Origin of the sequence: Vibrio sp. 10N.237.312.B06 (assembly GCF_041464685.1) — a bacterium.
Classification (GTDB): Bacteria; Pseudomonadota; Gammaproteobacteria; order Enterobacterales; family Vibrionaceae; genus Vibrio; species Vibrio tasmaniensis_A.
Window position 1 is genome coordinate 1 of the sequence record NZ_JBFSPI010000086.1, and the last position, 23052, is coordinate 23052.

The 23052-nt window shown below is 44.1% G+C and carries 19 protein-coding genes; 8 read left to right on the forward strand and 11 right to left on the reverse strand.

Annotated features, from left to right (window positions below):
- Positions 1 to 583: 583 nt before the first annotated feature.
- Complete coding sequence (locus AB6C75_RS18850; protein ID WP_032554996.1) at positions 584 to 2665, reverse strand: DEAD/DEAH box helicase; 2082 nt, start codon at positions 2663 to 2665, stop codon at positions 584 to 586.
- Positions 2666 to 2973: 308 nt separating this feature from the next.
- On the opposite strand from AB6C75_RS18850, the gene rnb reads away from it, so the two are divergent.
- Entirely contained in the window at positions 2974 to 4980 is a 2007-nt protein-coding gene (gene rnb, locus AB6C75_RS18855) for an exoribonuclease II (RefSeq protein ID WP_372108672.1), read from the forward strand.
- Positions 4981 to 5094: 114 nt separating this feature from the next.
- On the forward strand, positions 5095 to 5901 hold the full coding sequence (locus AB6C75_RS18860) for an AraC family transcriptional regulator (RefSeq protein WP_017099793.1): 807 nt from the start codon (positions 5095 to 5097) through the stop codon (positions 5899 to 5901).
- Between the two features lie 258 nt (positions 5902 to 6159).
- Here the strand turns inward: AB6C75_RS18860 and AB6C75_RS18865 are convergent, their stop codons facing one another.
- Positions 6160 to 6522 (reverse strand): DUF3024 domain-containing protein, encoded by a 363-nt coding sequence (locus tag AB6C75_RS18865; protein WP_012600988.1) that lies wholly within the window; start codon positions 6520 to 6522, stop codon positions 6160 to 6162.
- 253 nt (positions 6523 to 6775) lie between these two features.
- On the opposite strand from AB6C75_RS18865, the gene AB6C75_RS18870 reads away from it, so the two are divergent.
- A complete protein-coding gene (locus AB6C75_RS18870; RefSeq protein WP_009844791.1) occupies positions 6776 to 7591 on the forward strand; it encodes a phosphate ABC transporter substrate-binding protein in 816 nt (271 codons plus the stop codon).
- 194 nt (positions 7592 to 7785) lie between these two features.
- On the opposite strand, the gene AB6C75_RS18875 is transcribed toward AB6C75_RS18870, so the two are convergent.
- The 3 genes from AB6C75_RS18875 to AB6C75_RS18885 form a co-directional block, all read right to left on the reverse strand.
- Positions 7786 to 8472 carry a MaoC family dehydratase gene (locus tag AB6C75_RS18875; protein WP_009844790.1) on the reverse strand — a complete coding sequence of 229 codons (687 nt, stop codon included), beginning with the start codon at positions 8470 to 8472 and terminating at the stop codon, positions 7786 to 7788.
- A gap of 332 nt (positions 8473 to 8804) precedes the next feature.
- Entirely contained in the window at positions 8805 to 11957 is a 3153-nt protein-coding gene (locus AB6C75_RS18880) for an efflux RND transporter permease subunit (RefSeq protein WP_372108675.1), read from the reverse strand.
- 11 nt (positions 11958 to 11968) lie between these two features.
- A complete protein-coding gene (locus AB6C75_RS18885; RefSeq protein ID WP_009844788.1) occupies positions 11969 to 13105 on the reverse strand; it encodes an efflux RND transporter periplasmic adaptor subunit in 1137 nt (378 codons plus the stop codon).
- A gap of 259 nt (positions 13106 to 13364) precedes the next feature.
- Here AB6C75_RS18885 and AB6C75_RS18890 point away from each other — a divergent pair, with 259 nt between their 5' ends.
- Entirely contained in the window at positions 13365 to 13808 is a 444-nt protein-coding gene (locus AB6C75_RS18890) for a dCMP deaminase family protein (RefSeq protein WP_004731749.1), read from the forward strand.
- A 116-nt stretch (positions 13809 to 13924) separates the two neighbouring features.
- Here the strand turns inward: AB6C75_RS18890 and AB6C75_RS18895 are convergent, their stop codons facing one another.
- The 3 genes from AB6C75_RS18895 to pepT form a co-directional block, all read right to left on the reverse strand.
- Complete coding sequence (locus AB6C75_RS18895) at positions 13925 to 14767, reverse strand: mechanosensitive ion channel family protein (protein WP_009844787.1); 843 nt, start codon at positions 14765 to 14767, stop codon at positions 13925 to 13927.
- Between the two features lie 211 nt (positions 14768 to 14978).
- On the reverse strand, positions 14979 to 15446 hold the full coding sequence (locus AB6C75_RS18900; protein WP_017098691.1) for a DM13 domain-containing protein: 468 nt from the start codon (positions 15444 to 15446) through the stop codon (positions 14979 to 14981).
- Positions 15447 to 15522: 76 nt separating this feature from the next.
- Positions 15523 to 16755, reverse strand: a complete 1233-nt coding sequence (gene pepT / locus AB6C75_RS18905) for a peptidase T (RefSeq protein ID WP_372108678.1) — start codon at positions 16753 to 16755, stop codon at positions 15523 to 15525.
- Between the two features lie 349 nt (positions 16756 to 17104).
- Here pepT and AB6C75_RS18910 point away from each other — a divergent pair, with 349 nt between their 5' ends.
- The 3 genes from AB6C75_RS18910 to AB6C75_RS18920 all read left to right on the forward strand — a co-directional run bounded on the left by AB6C75_RS18910 (position 17105) and on the right by AB6C75_RS18920 (position 19578).
- Positions 17105 to 17251: a hypothetical protein gene (locus tag AB6C75_RS18910; RefSeq protein WP_009844784.1), complete on the forward strand. Its 147-nt coding sequence runs from the start codon at positions 17105 to 17107 to the stop codon at positions 17249 to 17251.
- 348 nt (positions 17252 to 17599) lie between these two features.
- Positions 17600 to 18652, forward strand: a complete 1053-nt coding sequence (locus AB6C75_RS18915; protein ID WP_372108680.1) for an aldo/keto reductase — start codon at positions 17600 to 17602, stop codon at positions 18650 to 18652.
- A gap of 191 nt (positions 18653 to 18843) precedes the next feature.
- Positions 18844 to 19578, forward strand: coding sequence for an RNA methyltransferase (locus AB6C75_RS18920; protein ID WP_372108682.1), 735 nt, complete (start codon positions 18844 to 18846; stop codon positions 19576 to 19578).
- A gap of 97 nt (positions 19579 to 19675) precedes the next feature.
- On the opposite strand, the gene fdxA is transcribed toward AB6C75_RS18920, so the two are convergent.
- Positions 19676 to 19999 carry a ferredoxin FdxA gene (fdxA, locus tag AB6C75_RS18925; protein ID WP_009844780.1) on the reverse strand — a complete coding sequence of 108 codons (324 nt, stop codon included), beginning with the start codon at positions 19997 to 19999 and terminating at the stop codon, positions 19676 to 19678.
- A gap of 254 nt (positions 20000 to 20253) precedes the next feature.
- Here fdxA and AB6C75_RS18930 point away from each other — a divergent pair, with 254 nt between their 5' ends.
- On the forward strand, positions 20254 to 21885 hold the full coding sequence (locus AB6C75_RS18930) for an NAD(P)/FAD-dependent oxidoreductase (RefSeq protein ID WP_372108684.1): 1632 nt from the start codon (positions 20254 to 20256) through the stop codon (positions 21883 to 21885).
- A gap of 225 nt (positions 21886 to 22110) precedes the next feature.
- On the opposite strand, the gene AB6C75_RS18935 is transcribed toward AB6C75_RS18930, so the two are convergent.
- Entirely contained in the window at positions 22111 to 22266 is a 156-nt protein-coding gene (locus tag AB6C75_RS18935) for a hypothetical protein (protein ID WP_372108686.1), read from the reverse strand.
- A gap of 137 nt (positions 22267 to 22403) precedes the next feature.
- On the reverse strand, positions 22404 to 22865 hold the full coding sequence (locus AB6C75_RS18940; protein WP_372108688.1) for a hypothetical protein: 462 nt from the start codon (positions 22863 to 22865) through the stop codon (positions 22404 to 22406).
- Between the last annotated feature and the right edge of the window lie 187 nt (positions 22866 to 23052).

Here is a 23052-nt window from a genome sequence, read left to right on the forward strand (position 1 = left end):
AGCTACACATCAAAGCCTCTGCCTTGTATAAATACCCAGCAACTCGCTGCAAAAACCAGCTCGAAAGATCAACACGCCCTAATTTCTACTCGATTAAGTTAACTAGAGTGAATCGAACCAATGCACGTATTCCCCTAGCCCCCTTCCCTTTTCTCTGCTTATCATTGCCGATAACTTTTTGCTCGATTTCTCAATTGCTCAATGTTTGCATCAAAAAGATCACAAGAGTTGGGAATAGTGAACGACGAAATCCGATCTTCTTTTAATTGCATTCGAGTACAACTCTACGAATAAATGAACTGTAACGTCGCTTAGATAGCCTTCACTCATTGTTTTAGTATCTTGTAGCACGTTATTTCAATATAGACTTAGAACGCGATACAGCTAAGTTTAGGCGCTAACATTAGATATAGGGACGACGTTTAGTTGAAGTAAGCTGCCGAATATATAGAACTAACCAAAGCTTAAGTTCAAATAGTAGGCACAAAAAAGCCGAGCACTAAGCTCGGCTTTTAAATTCGCTATTTAAGCTATTCACCTATAAGCACTTGGCTTGTAAGTTTCACTTAAAACTAAAGGTTGATTAACCTTCGTTGCGCTCTGGACGACGACCGCGGTTGCCGCCATTGCCTGCTGCGTTGCCATGGCCACGTTCGCCACGGTGGTTACCACGGTGATCGCCACCACGGTTACGGTCAAAGCGACGTTCGCCATCACGGCCACCAGCAGAGTTACCATCACGTGCGCCGTCACGGTTGCCACGGTAGCCACCACGACCGCCATTGCCACCTTCACGGTTACCACCTTCGCGATTACCGCCTTCACGGTTACCACGGTAGCCGCCACCATCACGACCGCCACGACCGCCGCCACGGTTGCCATCACGACCACCGCCGCCACGACGAGGCTCACGGAAGTCGTTGAAATCAACAACTACAGCGCCAGCTTCTTTTTGACGAATACGAAGTTTGCTTAGCTTACCAGCAGTTTCAGAGTTCATTGCTTTTGGCAGTTGAACGTAAGTAGAACCTTGGTCTAGCTTGATAGCACCGATAGAACCTTTAGTTAGGCCTAGTTCGTTTGCTAGTGCGCCAACGATGTCTTTAACCTGAACGCCTTGCTCACGGCCAACTTGTAGTTGGTACGTATCCCAATCTTGAGTATTGAAGTTACGACCACCACCGTCACGGCCATTGTCACGATCTTCACGACGCTCTTTGCGACGGTTCTTATCACGCTCAATAGCAGCGATCATTGGGTCTTCGCCAACGTAGAATAGAGGGCTCTTACCTTGCTGACGCTTAAGAAGCATTGCAGCAAGAGTAGCAGCATCAACTTCTAGAGATTCTTGCAGAGTAGAGATTAAACCTGCGAAGTTTTCTAGAGCTTTGCTCTCTTTCTCAGTTTCAAGCTCAGCACCAAGCTTAGCAACACGTGCAGCAGCAACTTCGTCACGTTGTGGAAGTTGGATTTCTTCCATTTGAGACTTAGTTACACGCTCGATAGTGCGAAGCATACGAATTTGGTTAGTGCGAACTAGTAGAATCGCTTTACCTTTACGTCCAGCACGGCCAGTACGACCAATACGGTGGATGTAAGATTCAACATCGAATGGGATGTCGTAGTTGAATACGTGAGTGATACGTGGAACATCAAGACCACGTGCTACAACGTCAGTTGCAACTAGGATATCGATAACACCTTGTTTGATGTGATCAACAGTGCGCTCACGTAGAGACTGAGGAATATCACCGTGCAGTGCAGCAGCTTTGAAGCCACGAGCAGATAGCCAATCAGCTAGACGCTCAGTGTCTTGACGAGTACGTACGAATACGATTGACGCGTCAGTTTCTTCAGTTTCAAGAAGACGAGACATTGCTTCGTCTTTTTCTACGCCTTTAACAACCCAGTAGTTCTGCGCTACTTTGTCAACTGTGTGGTTAGTACCAGCAACGTCAACTTTAGCCGGGTTACGTAGGTAACGGTCAACAATAGTCTTAACCATTGGAGGCATAGTCGCAGAGAAAAGTACACGTTGTGCAGATTCTGGAGCTTGCTCTAGGATCCAAGTAACGTCATCTACGAAGCCCATTTTTAGCATTTCATCTGCTTCATCAAGAACAAATGTGTGTGCTTCATCTAGGTGTAGACGGTCACGAGTTAGTAAGTCTTTAACACGACCTGGAGTACCAACAACAATGTGAGCACCGCGGCTTAGAGCGCGCATTTGGTCAACAATTGAAGCGCCACCGTAGATTTCAAGAACTTTAAGACCTTTGATATCACGGCCTAGGTTTTTGATTTCCGCAGCAACTTGAATCGCTAGCTCACGAGTCGGAGCCATGATGATTGCTTGTGGTTTATGTTGGTTCAGGTTGATTTTGTTAAGTAAAGGCAGAGAGAATGCTGCTGTTTTACCAGTACCAGTCTGTGCTTTACCTAGTGCGTCACGGCCTTCAAGAAGAAGAGGAATAGCTGCTGCTTGGATTGGAGTCGGAGAAACGAAACCCATGCTATCAAGAGCTGAAAGAATGTTTTCGTTTAGGGCTAATTCATTAAATTGAATTACAGATTCGGACATTGGGATCCCACTATATATAAGTAAACAAAAGGTCCCGGGAGCTCTATCAATTCCAATACTGATCCAATCAGATACTGATTCCATTCAGAGTTACGAAGCAGTAATAAAACACTTCAAGCCATTAGGGACGTCTAAGGGAGGCGGATTATTCCTTAAATGCATAAAAAAAGCCAGAAAAAATTGAAATACATCACATATTTTTCGGTTTTACATCAACACTGGCTATCATATCGTCAAAACTTGATGAACATCTCGTCACAGCACCAAACTTCTAGCAAATTGACCTAGTTAAATAAGAGGGCAATTAATTTACGCTCACTTCGCCTTTAAGTAGTAATCAAGCCTCGCAATGATTATAGTGTGCTCAATTGTCCTCGATAGATAAAAGTCAAATGTTTCAAGATAATCCTCTACTCGCTCAACTCAAACAGCAAATCCAAGAAACTCTCCCTAAAAAGGAAGGTACGATCAAAGCCACTGAAAAAGGGTTTGGTTTTCTCGAAGTCGATAGCAAAACTAGCTTCTTCATCCCACCGCCGTACATGAAAAAATGTGTGCACGGTGACAAGGTGATTGCCATCATTCGCACTGAGAAAGAGCGCGAAGTTGCAGAGCCAGAGGAGTTGATTGAACAGGGTCTAACTCGTTTTATTGCACGAGTTAAGCTTTTCAAAGGTCGATTGAACGTTGTTCCAGATCACCCGCAACTGAAAAAACTGCAGCTTAAAGCGAAAGCAAAGAAGGGTTTGAACCCTGAAACGCTTAAAGAAGGCGACTGGGTTGTTGCTCATATCGTTCAGCACCCGTTAAAAGGTGACAACGGCTTCTTAGCTCAGATCTCTGAGAAAATCACAGACGCTGACGACAAAATCGCGCCTTGGTGGGTAACGCTAGCGCAAAATGACCTACCAAACAGCGAACCTGAAGGCATCGACGACTGGCAGATCAAAGACGACGCTGATCTTGAACGTGTAGACATGACTCACGTCCCTTTTGTGACTATCGATGGCGAAAGCACAAAAGATATGGACGATGCGCTTTACGCTAAGAAGAAAGAGAACGGTGATTTTGAACTGACTATCGCAATTGCTGATCCTACCGCTTACATCTCTCCAGATGATGCAATGGATAAAGTGGCTCGCGAGCGTGGTTTCACTATTTACCTGCCTGGTCGTAACATCCCAATGTTGCCTCGCGATCTAGCTGACAACTTATGTTCACTCATAGAGAACGAAGTTCGCCCGGCACTTTGCTGCACAGTAACGGTATCTAAAGATGGTGTTATCGGTGATGACATTAACTTCTTCGCTGCAAACATAAAATCTCACGCTCGTCTTGCTTACGACCACGTATCAGACTGGCTAGAAACAGGTGCATCAGAGAAATGGCAACCGTCAGAAGAGATTGCTGCAATTGTTTCTGATCTTCACCAATTCGCACAAGCGCGTTCAGCATGGCGCTCAGCCAATGCTGTTGTGTTCCCAGATCGTCCTGACTACCGCTTTGAACTTAGCGAAGACAACGATGTTGTCGCTATCCACGCGGACATGCGTCGTAGCGCAAACAAGTTGGTTGAAGAGTCTATGATCAGCGCGAACATCTGTGCAGGTCGAGTATTAAAAGAAAGCTTTAACCAAGGTGTCTTTAACTGTCACTCTGGTTTTAAAGCTGAGAAATTAACAGACGTTCTGGAGCTGGTTAACCCAGAAGCAGAGACGCCGTTTACAGAAGAGCAGATCGTTTCTCTGGAAGGTTTTGCTACTCTGCGTCGTTGGTTAGGTTCTTTAGACAACAGCTACTACGACAACCGTATTCGTAAATTCCAAGCATACAGCGAGATCAGCAATGAACCTGCGCCGCACTACGCAATGGGATTAGACATTTACGCAACTTGGACTTCTCCAATTCGTAAATACGGTGACATGATTAACCACCGCATGCTTAAAGCACACATCCTAGGTAAAGCGCCAATTCAAACACCAGACGAAACCATTGGTGATGAACTTGCCCTGCACCGCCGTCACCACGGTATGGCTGAACGTAACGTTGGCGATTGGTTGTATGCTCGTACTCTAGCGAACGCTCCAGTTGAAGAAACTCGTTTCCAAGCAGAGATTTTCGATATTAACCGCGCAGGTATGCGTGTACGCCTACTTGACAATGGTGCAGCGGCGTTTATCCCTGGCTCTCTCATTCTTGATAATAAAGAGAGAATAGAGTGCAACGGTGATATGGGTACTGTATCTATCGATAAAGAAATGGTATACAAACTGGGAGACGTTTTAGAAGTAGTTCTCTCAGAAGTTAATCAGGAAAACCGTAACTTGGTAGCAAAACCTACACAAGTTTTTGCGGACTTGCCTAGCGGGCCTGAAACGACAAATGAAACCGAAGCCTAATTTCTGATAGGTTTACTTCTAAAGGCGCTAATTATTAGCGCCTTTTTTGTAAATGTCTCATGCTTAAACAATACTAAAAAAAGCAATTAATCTACAACGCCAAAGAAGCTCACTATGCCATCAATCACGGTCACTCAATTCAGAAACTTTATTCCCAGGAAACGCGAACGCTACCCCGCCTCTAAAAACGGTATCTTTATGGTATCGAAAGGAAGCATATCTTTTATGCTGCCCAATGGCACCCAAGCCTCGTTAAAAGCGGGAGATTTCACGCTTTACAATTCTGGTCAGATTAAAGACATCACGGTCGACACTGAAAATGGTGAGTTTAGTGCGATTTGCTTAGATTTTGATTTGGCAATTTTCCAAAAGTTCATAAATCAGTTCAGTGATTTAGAATCCACTCAAACTCCAGATAAGTACATTAAGTTCAATCAAACGGATACCGAAATATGCCAATTGAAAGAGCTCATCATGTCTCTGGCCAATTCATCGACTCAGAATGATTACGCACTCACCCAACTAGGCTTAGGTTTGCTGTCTTTAATGGTTGAGCAGTATCCGGAACTATTAGCGATTATTAGCCGGATCTCTAGATTGACGGTGACACAAAAGGTCATCCATTACATTGAACAGAATATAGAAAATAATATCTCACTCGATACCCTAGCCAGCTATATGGGGATGTCACCAGCCACACTTAAACGCCGTTTATCGGCGGAAGACCTTTCGTTTTCAAACCTCTTGAAGATAAAGCGAATCGCCCACGCAGCCACACAGCTCAGAACATCGAACAAATCGATTACTCAAATTGCTTATGAATCCGGATTTAAAAGTGCGGCGCATTTTAGTACCGCCTTTAAAACCTATCACGGCAAAACACCAAAAGATTTCCGGTCTTTGGTTTCACAATCTTATTAATACCAATCGTAGTAAATCACTGATCACTTACTCACTGTGATTGGTATAACTACGCAATCTTATTGGCATAATTTGAAGTGACATCCATCATTTATAGTGATGCAGATAGTTTTAGTAACATAGATCGTTTTACTGACGCAGATAAGCTTTATTAACGTAGACTGTTTTTAGTGACTCAGATAGGTTGTAATGTGGTGAGTTAAAAAAAAGTTGTTCGTTTTAGGTATCAAGCCCCTCGCAAACATCTCAACAGAATAATCACGACCAGAAGTACGATTTAGGGTCTTTTTCTATTTCAGACAAAATAGCATCAAGATCCTTCGATTGAGGTAAGTAAGGATAAGGCCCCCAATTTACTGAATCGGTTTCTACATCACCTTCTAACGGCACCATTACCAACCAACATGACAGTGACTCATCAAAACTAACGCAGGCGATCTCATTTGTGTAATCGCTATGAGATGAGTCGAGCAGATAATGAGCCTGAGAAAACAGCACACCACCCTCACACTCTTCATAAAGGGATTTGCCTAGCTCGACAGGTAAACTGCGATTTCTAGATGTACAGAGCTTCTCAGCTCCAATTAAAAGACGATTCAGTTCGATATGAATGACGGACATAACACCCCTTGTAACTTCATAGAAACTTCTAAGTAGTGAATTCCTTTGTTTAGCTTAGGACTCAACCAACATTTTAGCGAACTAGTGCAAACAAAATATCCGTCCTGCTCCCAGAAACGAATCCTGCTTTTGTAAACCCAACTAGCTTTCACTCATCAAGCTAATAGCGACACATTGAGCGGATAGAATTTCACAAAATTGTCATATAACCGACCTATCATAGCCGGCAAATGTTATTAATTAGGAGTTGTTTATGTTACGAGTCGCGCTTGCCTCTCTTTTATCCTTAGCCCTGTCTTCTCACGCTGCTTTTGCACAAGAAACCAATATTTCGGGCTCCACTTCGGTATCACGTGTGATGGATGTATTGGCTGAGGAGTACAACAAGACTCACCCTGATAACTATATTGCGGTTCAGGGCATCGGTTCTACAGCGGGTATTACCATGGTCAATAAAGGTGTCGCTGATATTGGTATGAGCTCACGTTACTTAACTGACCGCGAACAGGGCGAAAAATTGAAGGTATTTCCAATTGCCTTTGACGGCCTAGCCGTCGTGACTAACCGTTCAAACGGTGTAAGCAACGTTACACGTGAACAGCTATTCGATATCTACAAAGGAAAAATCACAAACTGGAAAGCCATAGGTGGTGCGGATCAACCTATCGCAGTTGTAACTCGTGAAGCTTCTTCTGGTTCACGTTACAGCTTCGAGAGCTTACTTGGTTTGACAAAAATCATTAACGACCGTCTAGTGTCTGACATCAACCCAAATAACTTGGTTGTAAACAGCAACAGCATGGTAAAAACGATTGTTAACCATAACCCACATGCGATTGGATTCATCTCTGTTGGCTCTATCGACCGTTCGATCAAAGCAATCACATTTGAAGGCGTTGAGCCGACATCTAAGAACATCGCCAACCACAGTTATGAATTGGCTCGCCCATTCTTATTGCTGCACAAAACTGAATCAGTTTCTGACGAGAGCAAAGATTTCATTAAGTTCGTGAAGTCAAAACAAGGGCAAGATCTTATCGAAGAGTACGGCTACACGCGCATCAAGTAACTATAAACGCATTAAGTAGCTACAAACACATTAAGTAACTACACGCGTATCAAGTAAGATAACGACTTTTGTGATGTTGTTAGGATGCTGATGATATCGCCTTGATAGACAAAAACAAAAAGAGAGAGCCTTAAGCTCTCTCTTTTTTTGAATCTATAATCTTCGCTAAAAGCAATTCTACTTATAAAAAAGCTCTAGAAGTGAAGTTGAATCACCGAAACAATCACAGCACCAGGACGACGGATGCCTTCGATTTCTACACGGATTTCGCGTTCAATCTCTAGGCCTTTCTTAATTGGCGTTACTTTTGTTAGCGTACTTTTTGCGCGAACGTTACTGCCCGATTTTACAGGGTATGGGAAACGTACTTGGTTAAGACCAATGTTTACAACCATCTTCGCCGTTGGGAATTGAGATTTGTCAGGATCAACACTGTCTGTCAGTCGAGGAAGCAGAGACAAAGTCAGAAAACCATGTGCAATGGTTGTTTTGAACGGAGAATCTGTTTCAGCCTTAGAAGGCTCTGTATGAATCCACTGCATGTCTTCAGTAACGAGACCAAACTGGTTGATTCTGTCTTGGCTTACATTGATCCAATCACCAGTATGGATCACTTCACCGATCTGCTGTTCAAGCTCATCAAATACAAGTTGTGCTTCTGGCTTAAGTACGATCTGTGGTTCGACAGGCATCTCTGGCGCATCTTCATTGACAGCAGGTTTGTGGTGATCACGAACCCACGCAAAGAAATGACTATTTTGCGTGCGATTCAGAAAGTCTCCCCAGTAATCTCTAAGAGCTGGAGACATCCATTGCATAAACTCTGAGTGTTGCGAAGACACGCTGTCGCCTCGGTGTTTAAATAAATCAATGACTTTCATAAGAACCTCAATGCACAAAATATTTCAATATAACTTGGTAATTTTGAAACACTTCACACTATTGTGCAAATACTTTCGAGCATACAAGTGTTAGCCGAACACTTATATATCCAACAAAAACAACAACCTAAGAATAAAACACCATTTTATTGGAGATCTTTAATTGGAGTATTAACTCTACCTTATAATAAACATTTCATTATATAAACAGATTCTTTATTCACAAGTGGAATAAAAAAGGCTTAGCACAATGCTAAGCCTTCGTTTTTACAAGAAATTAATTACCAAGGAGAAACCTTGTAAAGGGCTCATCCTACAAGACACTAACTTCTCTATTCATCGTCCAGTGGAATCAACTTGGTATTGCCACCGTGTGCCTTCTCACGCTTACGTTGCACGAATGCATAGAAGCCAGGGATTAGGAACGTACCCGCTAACAACACACATAGCAGGCCACCAATCAGAGAAATACCCAATGAGTTTTGACTCACGTGACCAGCACCCGCAGCGAAGATAAGCGGGAATATACCTAAAATGAATGACCAAGACGTCATGTTCACAGCACGAAAACGCAGCGTACCGCCCTTCACCGCCGCATCTTCAATCGGTGCGTCTTTCTCTTCACGCTCAACCTTTGCGAATTCCACAATCAAGATTGCGTTCTTCGCGGCCAAAGCTATCAAGAGAACCAAACCAATTTGTGCATAGAGATTCAGCGGTGTGCCTGTCAGGTTCAGCGCCAAGAAAGAACCTAAGGTTGCAACCGGTACCACTAAGATAATCGCTATAGGGATTGTCCAACTCTCGTACTGCGCCACCATGAACAGATAAATGAAGATCAGAGCCAGTGCAAAAGCAAAGATCGCTTGGTTGCCTGCCAATACTTCTTGATAAGCCATGCCTGTCCATTCGTACTGGTAGCCTTGAGGCAGCACGTCAGCTGCGACACGTTCCATTGCAGCAATCGCATCACCGCTTGAGTAACCCGGTGCTGGTTGGCCTTGAATCACCGCACTGCGGTACATGTTGTAACGCCATGCTACGTCTGGTTCAAAGATCTGATCGTAAGTCACCAATGTGCTTAACGGGATCATCTCGCCATTAGACGAACGCACGTGGAATCGTTGTAGGTCATCCATGCTGCTACGGTGTTCACTGTCCGCTTGCATGGTGACACGGAAATTCTTACCAAACATGGTGAAGTCATTCACGTACATTGACCCAAGATTCCCTTGTAGCGTTTGGAATATTTCCGATAGGGGAATGCCTAGCTGTTGCGCTTTCTCACGGTCAATATCGACATAGTAGTGAGGTACATTGGCGCGGAAGGTACTGAAGGTATGTGAAATCTCAGGCTGTTTGTTTGCCTCAGCAATCACGTCATTCATTACCATCGCCAGATCAGTGCGGCTGCGACCTAATGTATCTTCGAGAACAAACTCAAAACCAGACGCAGCACCCATGCCCGGTACGGCTGGAGGTCCCATTGCAAATACAATCGCCTGAGGCAGTTCTGTTGCCGCTCGGCCGTTAATACGTTGTGAGATAGCTTGCGCTGAATGTTGACCGTCCAGTGCGTTACGCATGTCCCAATCGTGGAGCTTGATGAACATCGACGCACCATTCGAAGCTGAAGCGCCCGTCATGAATGCATAGCCGTTAACCAGTGTCACACCATCAACGCCCGGCTCTTGCTCAACCATCTCTAGTAACTGCTCTGTCACATCTTCTGTACGAGACAGCGATGCCGCGTCAGGAAGCTGCACGTTAACCAGCAAAATGCCTTTATCTTCTTGAGGTACGAAAGCCGTCGACGTGGTTTTCGCGAAGTAAGTTACCGCCGCTAGCGCCACAACAAAGAAGGTAAATAGCAGAACACCCTTTTTCACAAGGAAGCCTGCAATTTGACCGTATTTGTTGGTTACTGATTCAAGACCACGGTTAAACGCTTGGTACCAACGTGCTGTGTTACCACCGCCCTGCTTAAGAACCAATGAACACAATGCTGGCGACAGCGTTAGAGCGTTAATAGAAGAGATCACAACCGCGATACAGATAGTCAGAGCGAACTGACGATACATGATGCCGGTAATACCTGGCAGCATCGCTACTGGGATGAATACCGCTAACAGAACCAAGGTTGAGGTAACAATTGGCCCCGTGACTTCTTTCATTGCGATAAGCGTTGCTTTTCGCGGTGAAATGGTAGGATCTTTGGCCATCGTAGTATCTACGTTCTCGATAACCAAGATCGCATCATCTACTACGATACCAATCGCCAAAATCAAACCAAACAGGGTTACTGTGTTGATGGTAAAGCCGGTCATCTGCATGACCGCAAAAGTACCAATCAAAGATACCGGAATCGCAACCACCGGAATCAAGGTTGCACGGGCACTGCCCAAGAACAAGTACGTTACTGCGATAACCAGCAAAATTGCTTCGATGAGTGTTTTAACTACGCCTTTAATCGACTCAGCAACAAAAAGTGTGGTGTCATAACTCGCCTCGTAAGCAACGCCTTCAGGGAAGTTTTTGCTTAGGTTGTTTAGCATCGCCATGACTGCTTTACCACTTTCCAGCGCATTAGCGTCTGACTGAAGAGACAGCGTTACGATTGAAGCGTCTTGACCACGGTATTTACCGTTACCCTCGTAGAACTTTTTACCTAGCTCAACACGTGCAACGTCTTTTAAATAAACCGTTGAACCGTCTTGATTTGCACGAAGCACTACATTTTCAAATTCATCAGCCGTTTCTAATCGGCCTTTTGTTACCAAGTTGAATTGCACTTCTTGCGCGTTGTTATAAGGCGCTGCTCCAATACGGCCAGCTGCGACTTGAACGTTCTGCTCCGCCAAAGCGCGATTCACATCAGAGGTAGTTATATTGAGGTTAGCCATTTTTTCAGGATCTAACCAAACACGCATCGCGTATTCACCACCACCCAACACGTTAACTTCACTGATGCCCTTTACACGAGCTAATTGGTCTTTAATGTTTAAGTTCACGTAGTTGATCAGGAATTGGTCGTTGTACTCTCCGTTCGGCGAGTAGAAGTTCAAGACCATCAGCAAGTCAGGAGAACGCTTCTTGACCGTTACACCCACCATTCTTACTTCTTGTGGAAGTTTCGATTCGATCTGAGCAACGCGGTTCTGAACGTTGACCTGAGCCATATCTGCATCAGTACCGACATCAAAGGTCACATTAAGGTTGTATGAACCATCATTAGCACTTTTAGAAGACATGTAGATCATATCTTCTACGCCATTCACCGATGTCTCTATGGGGTCGGCTATCGCCTGTTCCACCACTTCAGCACTGGCACCCGTGTAGAATGCCGACACACTGACCGATGGTGGGCTAATTTTTGGATATTCGGCCACTGGTAAAATAGCGAGAGAGATCGCACCCGCCAGCGTTAATATTATGGATATGACAAGGGCAAACTTAGGCCTTTGAATAAAGAAACGACTTAACATAAATAGCCCCCTTACTCAGCTTGTTCAGCAGAAGCTTGAATACGAACAGACATACCATTACGTACACGCTGTAGGCCTTGAGTGATCACTGCGTCGTTCTTCTCTAGACCAGAATGAACGATCACACCACCTTCAACTTGTCGCCCCATCTCAATGTTTCTGCGCTCAGCAACTGGTGCGGCTTCACCTTCAACCAATACCATCACAAAGTCACCTTCTAGGTCGGTTTGAACCGCACGACGCGGAATAGTCACAACATCAATAGATTGCTTTTCACGTAGATCAACGCGAACGTGTTGGCCTGGAAGTAATTGCTGGTTCGGGTTATCAGCAATTGCACGCATCGCGATCGTACCAGTATTGAGGTTGATACGGTTACCCAAGAAATCAAGCTGACCTAGATGTTCGAACGCTTCACCATTCTCAAGCATGATCTGAACTTCAACACCTGCAGAATCGCTGCTGCCGTCGCCTTCGATGCGATCCATACCCAGCTCAATACGCTCACGCTCACTGATGCTGAACGATGCATGGATTGGATCTAGGCTAACCAACGTAGTTAATACACCTGACGACGGTGAAACCAAGTCACCCGTGCTCACTTTGGTGTCACTAATTCGTCCAGAGAAAGGCGCAATAATTTTGGTATGAGAAAGCTGAACATTGGCTGCATTGAGCTGCGCTTGACTTGCTTCAAGCTGTGCCTGAGAACCCAATAAGTTTGCTGTCAATGCATCAAATTCCGATTGAGAAATACTCCCCTTAGGGAGAAGGTTCTTACCTCGGTTAAAATCAAGCTCGGCTTTTTTAAGGTTCGCGTTCGCTTGAGCAACAGACGCTTTTGCGCTTGCTACTTCAGCTTCAAATGAAGAGGGTTCAATGGAGTACAGTAATTGGCCCTTTTCGACCATTTGACCTTCATTGAAATGACGGCTTTGTAGATAGCCAGAAACCTGCGCTGTGATAGCCGTGTCTTCAACGGCTTCAATACGACCGATGTACGACTTACTTTGCTGGTGAGAAACAACGCTAACATCCTGTACAGCTACGAGAGGTAGAGGCGCTTGCTTGGCATTTTGAGCATCTTGCCCACATCCAGCAAGAATAAGAGAGCTTGCAAGAGCCGTAAGGATCAACTTTTTACGCATGGTTATACCGTCACTTGTTAGTATTTGAACAGTATAAAATTTACGTAACACACCCGTTACTATTGTCCGAGGAATATCAATTATAACGAACCAAAGTGTATCAATATGTTAATTGAAACTAAGTGCTTATAAAGTAATTACAAACGCGTTACAATTTCTAAGTAAATCAACCTCTCAGCTTTTGTTCTCTATGGATATTGTCTAACATCATGTATTGTCAGACAGATAAGCATTCACATTTAATTGTTAAGGAATTCTCATGATTTCAAAATGGGCTAAACGTTTCTATCAAATGGCGGAATTGGTCGGTTCTTGGAGTAAAGATCCTTCAACTCAAGTCGGCGCCGTCATCACTAAGCACAACCGTATTGTTTCAGTTGGCTTTAATGGCTACCCACATGGCGTGTCTGATAGTGCGGATACTGACGATCGCGAGATGAAATACCTCAAGACACTTCACGCTGAAGAAAATGCAATCTTGTTTGCTAAACGTGATTTAGACAGTTGTGAAGTTTGGGTCACTCACTTCCCTTGTCCGAACTGTGCAGCAAAAATCATCCAAACGGGAATTTCAGCGGTACATTGCCCAGAGCAAAGTGAAGATTTCCTTTCTCGCTGGGGAGATAAGATCAAGATAAGCCAAGATATGTTTGAGCAAGCTGGTGTAGAAGTAGACTGGTTGCCACTCGCTGACCTAGATTAATCTCTAACGCTAGGTCTCAAAGTCTAAGTCTAGATCTCAAATACAAAAAAGCCGAGAGTCGATATTATCGCTCTCGGCTTTCTTTTTATTCGGACTTGTTAGCTTCCAGCATCGTATTAGTCACTTGAGGGAAATGCCAACGCGTAAGCTTCCATGAAATCTTTACGGATATCCTGTTCAAGGTGAATCGCTTTCTCTGTCGGGCAGAAGATCATAAAGTGGACTTCTTGCTCACCCGTTGAGCTGCTCGTGATATGAATGTGCGGTTCAGAGCCAGGAAGGTCAACGCCAGCGTGCTTCTCAATCACACCATTGTAACGACGGGCAACATCGATAAACTCTTCACAATGCTCTTCAATTTTCACGATAAGACCCGGCACCATAGGGTATAGGTTTACAAAGTCTTTCACCGTCACAAAAAAGTTATGATAAACATAGCGCTTCATGAAGTTGAGGTTCTTTACCGGATAAGTGAAGAACATGCTATTAGGCAGCGTGGCAGTCTTGCCAGTGAAGTGATATTGCCCATGATACAAATCGATTTCTTGAATCACAGTCGCCATCAAGTTGTGCTCAATCACCTCACCGCTGATTTTGCCCACTTCAATCCAATCACCAATTCGAAATGAGCGAGAACTCGCACGCTGAATAGAGCCAGTAAAACAGAGAATGATCTCTTTTGAAGCCACGACTATCGCAACCGCAATAGCGGTAACAGACAGCGCAAATTCGCTGATTTCGGATTTCCACAGCACGAATAACGTCACAACAATAATCGCGAATGTGCCGTTTTTGGTACGTGACATCCAGTTACGTTGGTCTTCACTAAGAAAAGCGACATCACCACGGATTCGAGACAAAGTGATTCGTCGGATTATTAATATAATGCAGATGATCAGCACACTAAAAATAAACTTATTAGCGAGTAAGAAATCTATTACTTGCCACATCTTTTCCATTATTTATTCCTTTGTATTACAACAATTAAGCTTTATAACGACGAGCATTAAAGCGATGAGCTTTACAGCGACTGACTCAATCCAATAAACGCATTATAAAAAAGCACTCAAAAATAGAGCGCTCCTTTTCATGCTTTTATCAGCTATTAGGGCGTGTTGACCTTTCGCGGTTAAATTTTGTTCGAAAGATCAACACGCCCTAGTAAGGCTATCATTTTATCTTGGCAGAAGTAATAAATTGGCCAAAAGTTTCACACCAAATCACAACGGTATTAAATCGATTAAGATCAGTACCTTCTGGGAGGTTAACCATAAATCGGTCGAATGTTTTTACATCTCCGACTCTCAGTAACTCACTCTTGCTGTCATTGAATGCCTGTTCGGTTTCAATAAACTTAGGTGATAGGTAAACCTTATAATCCGGCCCCGGCGCCAATTCACCTTCAAAAGCTATCGCACTTTCAGAGACAGAGACGATGCCCTCTCCCCAATGCAAAAAGTCACTGTCTTGTCGGTCTTTGGTGAACTCACCTGTATAGATCGCCTGCTGACTGATCGCTTCAACAGAACTTGAGGAAGGAGAATCAGGCTCAATCAAGATAGGTAGTGCATAGACACCAAGCCCAAAACCAAAAGCACCCACGGCTAAGTGGGTGCAAAGTAAAACTAACTTTTTCATCGCGTACTCCCTTATGCTTAAAGAGAGTATTAATGAATACTCTCAAAAATACAAAGATATATCGCGTTTTAGGCGGCTATTTTTGATAGTGAATAGCGGTACGTTGAGAGAGTTTCACGATCACTTCTACCGCTTGTTCCATGCCTTGAATGGTAATGAACTCGTGAATACCGTGGAAGTTGTAGCCACCAGTAAAGATATTCGGACACGGTAGCCCCATGAAAGATAAGCGAGCACCGTCTGTACCACCTCGGATAGGCTTGATCATTGGCTCAACATCGCACTCAATCATCGCTTGCTTCGCTAATTCAATAATATGTTGATGCGGTTCAACCATCTCTTTCATATTGAAGTAGCTATCGGTTAGCACCAGCTCAACACGGCCTTTCTCAAGACGCTCATTCAGCTCATCCACTTTCTGTTGCATGAATGCCTTACGCGCTTCTACACCCTCACGTTCAAAATCACGGATGATGTATCCCAGTTCAGAGCGAGCCACCCCCATTTCAGCCGACTTCAGGTGGTAAAAACCTTCATAACCTTCTGTGCACTCTGGTGTTTCTTGCGCAGGCATCATCAGTTGGAATTGCGCTGCAATGTTCATTGAGTTCACCATTTTACCTTTGGCGGTACCTGGGTGAACGTTCACGCCATGACAGATAACATCAGCGCTCGTGGCATTAAAGTTCTCAAATTCCAACTCCCCTACTGGCCCACCATCGATGGTGTACGCCCACTCGGCGCCAAATTTTTCAACGTCAAACAGGTTCGCACCGCGGCCAATCTCTTCATCCGGTGTGAAACCAATGCAGATGTCGCCATGTTTGATGTCTGGATTCGCTTTCAGGTAAGCAATCGCACTGATGATTTCAGCGATGCCCGCTTTGTTATCGGCACCAAGCAGAGTTGTGCCGTCAGTCGTAATAAGGTCGTGACCATGTAAAGAATCAAGGTCTGGGTATTGGCTTGGGTTCAAACTCTCGCCACTTTCACCTAATTCAATCGTTCCACCTTGGTAATCTTTAATCACTTGTGGTTTCACATTTGCTCCTGAAGCATCAGGAGCGGTATCCATATGCGCCACAAAGCCAATGGCAGGCACTGGATAATCGACATTCGACGGCAATTTCGCCATCAAATAGCCATTTTCATCTAAAGAAACATCAACTAACTCTAATGCGATCAATTCTGACTTTAAGGCTTCAGCAAACGTGATTTGACCCGGTGAACTTGGGCATTGCTGATTAGAAGGATCGGATTTAGTATCAAAAGTAACGTAATTCAGGAAACGTTCTACAAGCTTTTCCATAATTCATCTCACCATGGATTAAGTAATTGATTTACTGACCTAATTATTAAGATAGATAAGCGATGTATTTTTAGACAAATACGTACGCAGAGTCAGTCGCGAGGCTTTTCATCTTACGCCCCTGACCATGTATGTAATTGCTCTAAATCATTGTTGTGCGAAATTAGATGCGCTTCCTATACTTGAAAACAGAGGGTTTCGTCAGTTCAACATTGCATACGGATGATAAGCGATCGCTTTGTACGCATTCTACGCCCTCCGCTCTCAGCCTAAAAAAAGTACAAAGTGGATGATGATCACAATTTATCCTTGATGCAGAATCTGTCATACGTTACACAGAGACACAGTTATGACGATTAATAAATATTTCATTTTCTCTCCTCAAGCCTCTGAGGAAACGCTTCAACCAGTATTAACTGAGAAAGAAGTTCAAAGGCAGGAAGCTCTAAGACAGGCGCAATCTCAAGGTGGTTTTGACACCAACGCGACCTCGTAACTTAATCAATACTCAGAACTTGTTTATAGAACCCCTAAAAAAGAGCTCTACTTCTCGTTGATGTAGAGCTCTTTTGTCTCTGAACCTTTCTCCTATCCCAATGCAGCTTCATTCAGGCGCCTGATCTATTAACACCTTGTTATCTATCGCGTCTTTTGTATGTTGCTTCTCAATCATCAAGCAGACTCATTTGTTGCAATGAGAAATGATTCACTAAACTTGCCCAAGCCATACCCTGTGTTGCCATTTTGTGCTAATAATTTATATTCGTTTTCATTCCTCACTCGCCCTTTTTCAATATCCACACTGCGAGCACTAACGAGCCTCACTACAGGAACCCCGAATTTAATGGAATACTCAAAACTAGGAAGTAGTCAAATTCCCGTTTCCCGAATCTGCCTTGGCAGCATGACTTGGGGGCTGCAAAATACGCAACAACAAGCTGACCAACAAATCGAATACTCGCTAAGCCAAGGTATTAACTTTATCGATACCGCAGAGATGTACGCAGTACCACCGTCTCCAGACACCTACGGTAAAACGGAAGCAATCATAGGTAACTGGTTAGCTCGCAATCCGCAGCGCCGCCAAGAAGTCATCATCGCCAGCAAAATTGCAGGTCCGGGATTGCCTTGGGTTCGAGATGGTGGGCCAATCACGGGGGAAGTTGTAATTGCAGCGGTTGACGCTTCACTAGCGCGTTTACAAACGGACTATATCGACCTTTACCAACTGCATTGGCCAAACCGAACGACGCCTCACTTTGGCAAGCATTTCCCGAATCATATTCGATTCAGTGATATCGACCGAAAGCAGCATGAAGCGGAGATGCTAGAGATCCTCCAAGCACTAGCGAGCTGCATTAAAGCCGGAAAAATCCGTCATGTTGGTTTGTTTGATGACACCACTTGGGGCATTAACACTTACCTTAAACTCAGTGAGAAGCATGATTTACCGCGAATGGTCTCTATTCAGAATGAATTTAGCCTGCTGCACGCGAAAGACTGGCCTTATTTGATTGAAAACTGTGTGCACGAAGACGTCGCCTACCTACCATGGTCACCGTTAGCTGCGGGCATGCTGAGTGGCAAATACATTGATGGTGCGAGACCAGAAGGAAGCCGTTGGACTTACATGCAGCGTAAAGGCATTTTCCGCGACACTGAGTCTGCCAATGAAGCCGTAAAAGGATATGTCGAAGTGGCGAACGCTCACGGATTTACACCGAGCCAACTAGCTTTAGCGTGGTGTAATCAAGTTGATGGTGTCACCTCCACTATTATTGGCGCAACCACCATGGAACAACTGAAAGAGAACGTAGCAGCGTTCAGCAAACCGTTGTCAGAAGAGATCCTTACCGATATCAACACAGTGTTTAAGCGCTACCCTGCCCCATATTAATCATACAGGTCAGCTAATCTTGGGTTCAGCTTAATGTTAGATGATTAAATCAGATAAGAGCGCGCTATTTAGTGCGCTTTTATTTTTTAAGTGGGTTGCTTTTGCTTTTTAGTGGATCGCATTGAGTTATCACGCTTTTGGTTATCCAACCTTTGCTCTATAATGCGCGGGCTTATATCTAGGATAAAAACATGATTTCAAAAAACCAATTAAAACTCCTTCGTGCTTTGGGCCAAAAGAAACAACGTAAAGCCCACGGCCTGTTTCTAGTTCAAGGTGAAAAAAACGTACTTGAGCTGTTCAATAGTGACTTAGTCGTAAAGAACGTCTTTGCTACGGCTGATTTCTTATCTGAAAATCACGCGTCACTGTTTGAGTTTGATTGTGTTGAAGCCTCGCTTGATGACCTAACCAAAGCGAGTACTTTGGTGAGTAACAATGCGGCGATTGCTGTTGTTGAGATCCCAACGTTTGAATTACCAAAAGCTACTGGGTTAATGATTGCACTGGATGGTGTATCTGATCCGGGCAACCTAGGTACGATTATTCGCGTAGCAGACTGGTATGGCATTGAGCATATCGTTGCGAGCAGCGATTGTGCAGACCCATACAACCCGAAAACGATCAGCGCGACCATGGGCAGCTTTGGCCGAGTACACGTAAGCCAAACAGACTTACCTGAATACTTAGAGCAAGCGAACCTGCCTGTTTACGGAGCGTTCTTAGAAGGTGAAAGTGTTCATAAGACGGAATTTACTGCCAACGGTATTTTACTGATGGGCAGTGAGTCTCACGGTATTCGTGAACACGCCGCTAAATTCGTGACAGACAAGATTACGATTCCAGCATTCGGTGGCGCAGAGTCTCTGAATGTAGCAATGGCGACAGGTATTATTCTCGACAACATGCGTCGTCAGCATAGCTAAATTTCATAAGCTAACGAGCCAGTCGACACTGCTCAGATATTAAAAAAGGCGTATTGATTAAATCAGTACGCCTTTTTATTTGAGTTCTTTTCAACAATTACTTTTCTAGCATTGCCAACTTATCAGCGACACCATTCCACTTTTCAGCTTCATCCATCGGTGCTTTGACTTCAGTTTGTACCGGCCAGATTTCGGCAAGCTCGGCATTCACTTCAATAAAGATCTTTTGATCTTCTGGCAGATCATCTTCTTGGAAGATCGCTTGAGCATCGCATTCAGGTACACATAAACCACAATCAATACATTCGATTGGGTTGATTACCATGAAATTCGGGCCTTCATGGAACGCATCTGCGGGGCATACCGCCACACAGTCTGTGTATTTACATTGAATACAGTTATCGCCTACGACAAATGCCATGATGCTCTGCTCTATAAGTTAGTCAAAATTGAAGAATGGAGGATAATACTCATCCCAAGGCAAAATTCAACATCATACGGCTCTAATATCGTGTCTATTTGCTCCATGTTTCCAAATTAGTATGACAGATAAATCAATTTCTCGTAAAATGCGCGCCATTGTGAGCTTATCGCTTCTTTCAACATCAGCGTTTTCATCAAACTCTGCGTTTAGAAGCGGTCTAGCTAAGACACCTATAAAGACGAGACATCGAAATGATACGTTTAACCGAAATTAAACTCCCTCTAGACCACGAAGAATCAGCCATTCAAGACGCTATTGAAGCGAAGCTTGGCATTAATTCTGATCAGGTACTTTCTTTTAATATCTTTAAACGTGGCTATGATGCTCGTAAGAAATCAAAAATCTTACTTATCTACACACTTGATGTTCTCGTTGAAAACGAAGCTGAATTGTTAGAGCAATTCATTAGCGACCCGCACGTAAAGGTGACTCCTGACATGGAGTACAAATTCGTGGCTAAAGCGGTTGCGAACCAAACTGAGCGCCCTGTGGTTATCGGTTTTGGCCCATGTGGTCTATTCGCTGGCCTAGTGCTTGCTCAAATGGGCTTCAACCCAATCATCGTTGAGCGTGGTAAAGAAGTTCGTGAACGTACGAAAGATACCTTTGGTTTCTGGCGTAAGCGCACACTGAACACTGAATCAAACGTACAGTTCGGTGAAGGTGGCGCAGGTACATTCTCTGACGGTAAACTATACAGCCAAGTTAAAGATCCAAAGCACTACGGCCGTAAGGTAATCGAAGAATTCGTAGCTGCTGGCGCACCTGAAGAAATCCTATACGTAAGTAAGCCACACATCGGTACCTTTAAACTGGTTACCATGATCGAAAAGATGCGTGCTTCTATCATTGAGCTAGGTGGCGAAATCCGTTTCAGCACTCGCGTTGATGACGTTCACATGGAAGACGGTCAAATCACTGGCTTGACGCTTTCTAACGGTGAAGAGATTAAATCTCGTCACGTAGTACTGGCTGTTGGCCACAGTGCTCGTGATACGTTTGAAATGCTGCACGAACGTGGCGTTTACATGGAAGCTAAGCCTTTCTCTGTTGGTTTCCGTATCGAACATAAACAAGCGATGATCGATGAAGCTCGCTTCGGTAAGAACGCGGGCAACCCTATCCTAGGTGCTGCGGACTACAAACTCGTACACCACTGTAAGAATGGCCGCACTGTATACAGCTTCTGTATGTGCCCAGGTGGCACTGTGGTTGCAGCGACTTCTGAAGAAGGTCGCGTAGTAACTAACGGCATGAGCCAATATTCTCGTGCAGAACGTAACGCAAACAGCGCCATCGTTGTGGGGATCGACCCTGAACGCGATTACCCAGGTGATGCACTAGCAGGTATCCGTTTACAGCGTGAATTAGAAAGTGCGGCTTATGTTCTAGGTGGCGAGAATTACGATGCCCCTGCACAGAAAATCGGTGACTTCCTGAAAGGTCGCGATCCAAGTGAAATCGGTGAAGTACAACCGTCATTCACGCCGGGTATCCACCTGACTGATATTTCAAAAGCGCTGCCTGATTTTGCTATCGAAGCGATTCGTGAAGCAATCCCAGCGTTCGAGAAGAAGATCAAAGGTTTCTCTACGCCAGATGGCCTACTAACCGGTGTTGAAACTCGTACGTCTTCTCCTGTATGCATCAAACGTGGCAAAGACTTCCAAAGCATCAACCTTAAGGGCTTCTTCCCGGCAGGTGAAGGTGCAGGCTACGCAGGCGGCATCCTGTCTGCTGGTATCGACGGCATTAAGGCTGCAGAAGCGCTAGCACTATCAATGGTAGAGCAGAACCAAGCTGAGAAGATTGAGATCGCTTAGGCTCTTTCGGTAAACCAAAGCTAAATAACGGTCAGCTAAAACTAAAAATCCAGTGCCTTGTAGGCACTGGATTTTTTTGTTATGAAGTAAGTAATAGCTGCCTAGTTTCGTTCTATTGGCAACTTTCTTTAGACCAATTAACACCATCTGTTGAACATTCAAACAGGCTTGTTCCGCTCTGGTAGTAGTGCCCTTTCGTCCAAGTACCGTTAGAGTATTTAGACGTTATCGTTTGAGTTTAATGCTACGGTTGGTGGAGTAAGTGACAAATGCCATCACCACACCAATCACCACTGCCCAGTCTTGGATACTGAATGCCCTGGTAAGAGCTAGTAAGCCACTAGTGAGATATGAAGAGAATGAGCTGAGTTTATCTTGCATATGACTCCCACAAAAAAGCACCCGACTTTCACAATGGAAAGAGGTGCTTTGTCAGTTATAAACGGTAGAAACGAAAAAAACCGCTGGTTAGGCGAGGTTTTCTAATATAGGAGCATTGCATCATTCAAAAATATATATCAACTATGGTAAGTCTGAACAAAATTCTGAATATCTTTCTCAATCTTCGGAATACAATAGTCACAGGTGATTGGTTGAGTTTTTACTAAAAAACGAGGTTCTGAACGACCATTGCAATATTCACCAATAAACTGCCCCGCATTCTCACCATGCCGTTTTATTAGATCACTTATAATTAGCTTTGTAATATCTTCTACGCGTGATCTACAAAGATTCTCAATTTTATCTGCATAGCTATGTCCTTGAATAAACAAATATGCATTTTCAGGAGCCAAGCCTTTTTCTTGCATTGCAGAAATAAAATCTTCACCTTCAAAATCGACAAACGTTGTTTGGGAGTAATTAAAAGACTTTCCATCTTCTGTTAATGTACTCATTATTTTATCAAAGGAAACCGAATCGCTCGCCCCTTCATTCAAATACTTAAGAAATGGGGAATAAATGACCTTAGACCACTCCACGAGTTCGTCCTGAAAACTTGGGGCTCTCTCATACAGTGCATTGTTACTCGCGACTGCACATATATCATCAACATGTGATGCGTGCCACTGCAAGTTCTCTATCGAGTATGAGTAAGTTTGAAATACAAAATCATTAGGGCGTGTTGATCTTTGCTGTACATTTCGCGTTCAACAATACATCGGTAGC

What these genes read in the sequence shown, in the direction of transcription:
- AB6C75_RS18920 (WP_372108682.1), top strand. Translation starts at nt 18,844, where the DNA reads ATGATTTCAAAAAACCAATTAAAACTCCTTCGTGCTTTGGGCCAAAAG.
- AB6C75_RS18885 (WP_009844788.1), bottom strand. Translation starts at nt 13,105, where the DNA reads ATGCGTAAAAAGTTGATCCTTACGGCTCTTGCAAGCTCTCTTATTCTT.
- AB6C75_RS18880 (WP_372108675.1), bottom strand. Translation starts at nt 11,957, where the DNA reads ATGTTAAGTCGTTTCTTTATTCAAAGGCCTAAGTTTGCCCTTGTCATA.
- AB6C75_RS18870 (WP_009844791.1), top strand. Translation starts at nt 6,776, where the DNA reads ATGTTACGAGTCGCGCTTGCCTCTCTTTTATCCTTAGCCCTGTCTTCT.
- AB6C75_RS18860 (WP_017099793.1), top strand. Translation starts at nt 5,095, where the DNA reads ATGCCATCAATCACGGTCACTCAATTCAGAAACTTTATTCCCAGGAAA.
- AB6C75_RS18850 (WP_032554996.1), bottom strand. Translation starts at nt 2,665, where the DNA reads ATGGAATCAGTATCTGATTGGATCAGTATTGGAATTGATAGAGCTCCC.
- pepT (WP_372108678.1), bottom strand. Translation starts at nt 16,755, where the DNA reads ATGGAAAAGCTTGTAGAACGTTTCCTGAATTACGTTACTTTTGATACT.
- AB6C75_RS18865 (WP_012600988.1), bottom strand. Translation starts at nt 6,522, where the DNA reads ATGTCCGTCATTCATATCGAACTGAATCGTCTTTTAATTGGAGCTGAG.
- fdxA (WP_009844780.1), bottom strand. Translation starts at nt 19,999, where the DNA reads ATGGCATTTGTCGTAGGCGATAACTGTATTCAATGTAAATACACAGAC.
- AB6C75_RS18890 (WP_004731749.1), top strand. Translation starts at nt 13,365, where the DNA reads ATGATTTCAAAATGGGCTAAACGTTTCTATCAAATGGCGGAATTGGTC.
- AB6C75_RS18900 (WP_017098691.1), bottom strand. Translation starts at nt 15,446, where the DNA reads ATGAAAAAGTTAGTTTTACTTTGCACCCACTTAGCCGTGGGTGCTTTT.
- AB6C75_RS18895 (WP_009844787.1), bottom strand. Translation starts at nt 14,767, where the DNA reads ATGGAAAAGATGTGGCAAGTAATAGATTTCTTACTCGCTAATAAGTTT.
- rnb (WP_372108672.1), top strand. Translation starts at nt 2,974, where the DNA reads ATGTTTCAAGATAATCCTCTACTCGCTCAACTCAAACAGCAAATCCAA.
- AB6C75_RS18910 (WP_009844784.1), top strand. Translation starts at nt 17,105, where the DNA reads ATGACGATTAATAAATATTTCATTTTCTCTCCTCAAGCCTCTGAGGAA.
- AB6C75_RS18935 (WP_372108686.1), bottom strand. Translation starts at nt 22,266, where the DNA reads ATGCAAGATAAACTCAGCTCATTCTCTTCATATCTCACTAGTGGCTTA.
- AB6C75_RS18930 (WP_372108684.1), top strand. Translation starts at nt 20,254, where the DNA reads ATGATACGTTTAACCGAAATTAAACTCCCTCTAGACCACGAAGAATCA.
- AB6C75_RS18915 (WP_372108680.1), top strand. Translation starts at nt 17,600, where the DNA reads ATGGAATACTCAAAACTAGGAAGTAGTCAAATTCCCGTTTCCCGAATC.
- AB6C75_RS18875 (WP_009844790.1), bottom strand. Translation starts at nt 8,472, where the DNA reads ATGAAAGTCATTGATTTATTTAAACACCGAGGCGACAGCGTGTCTTCG.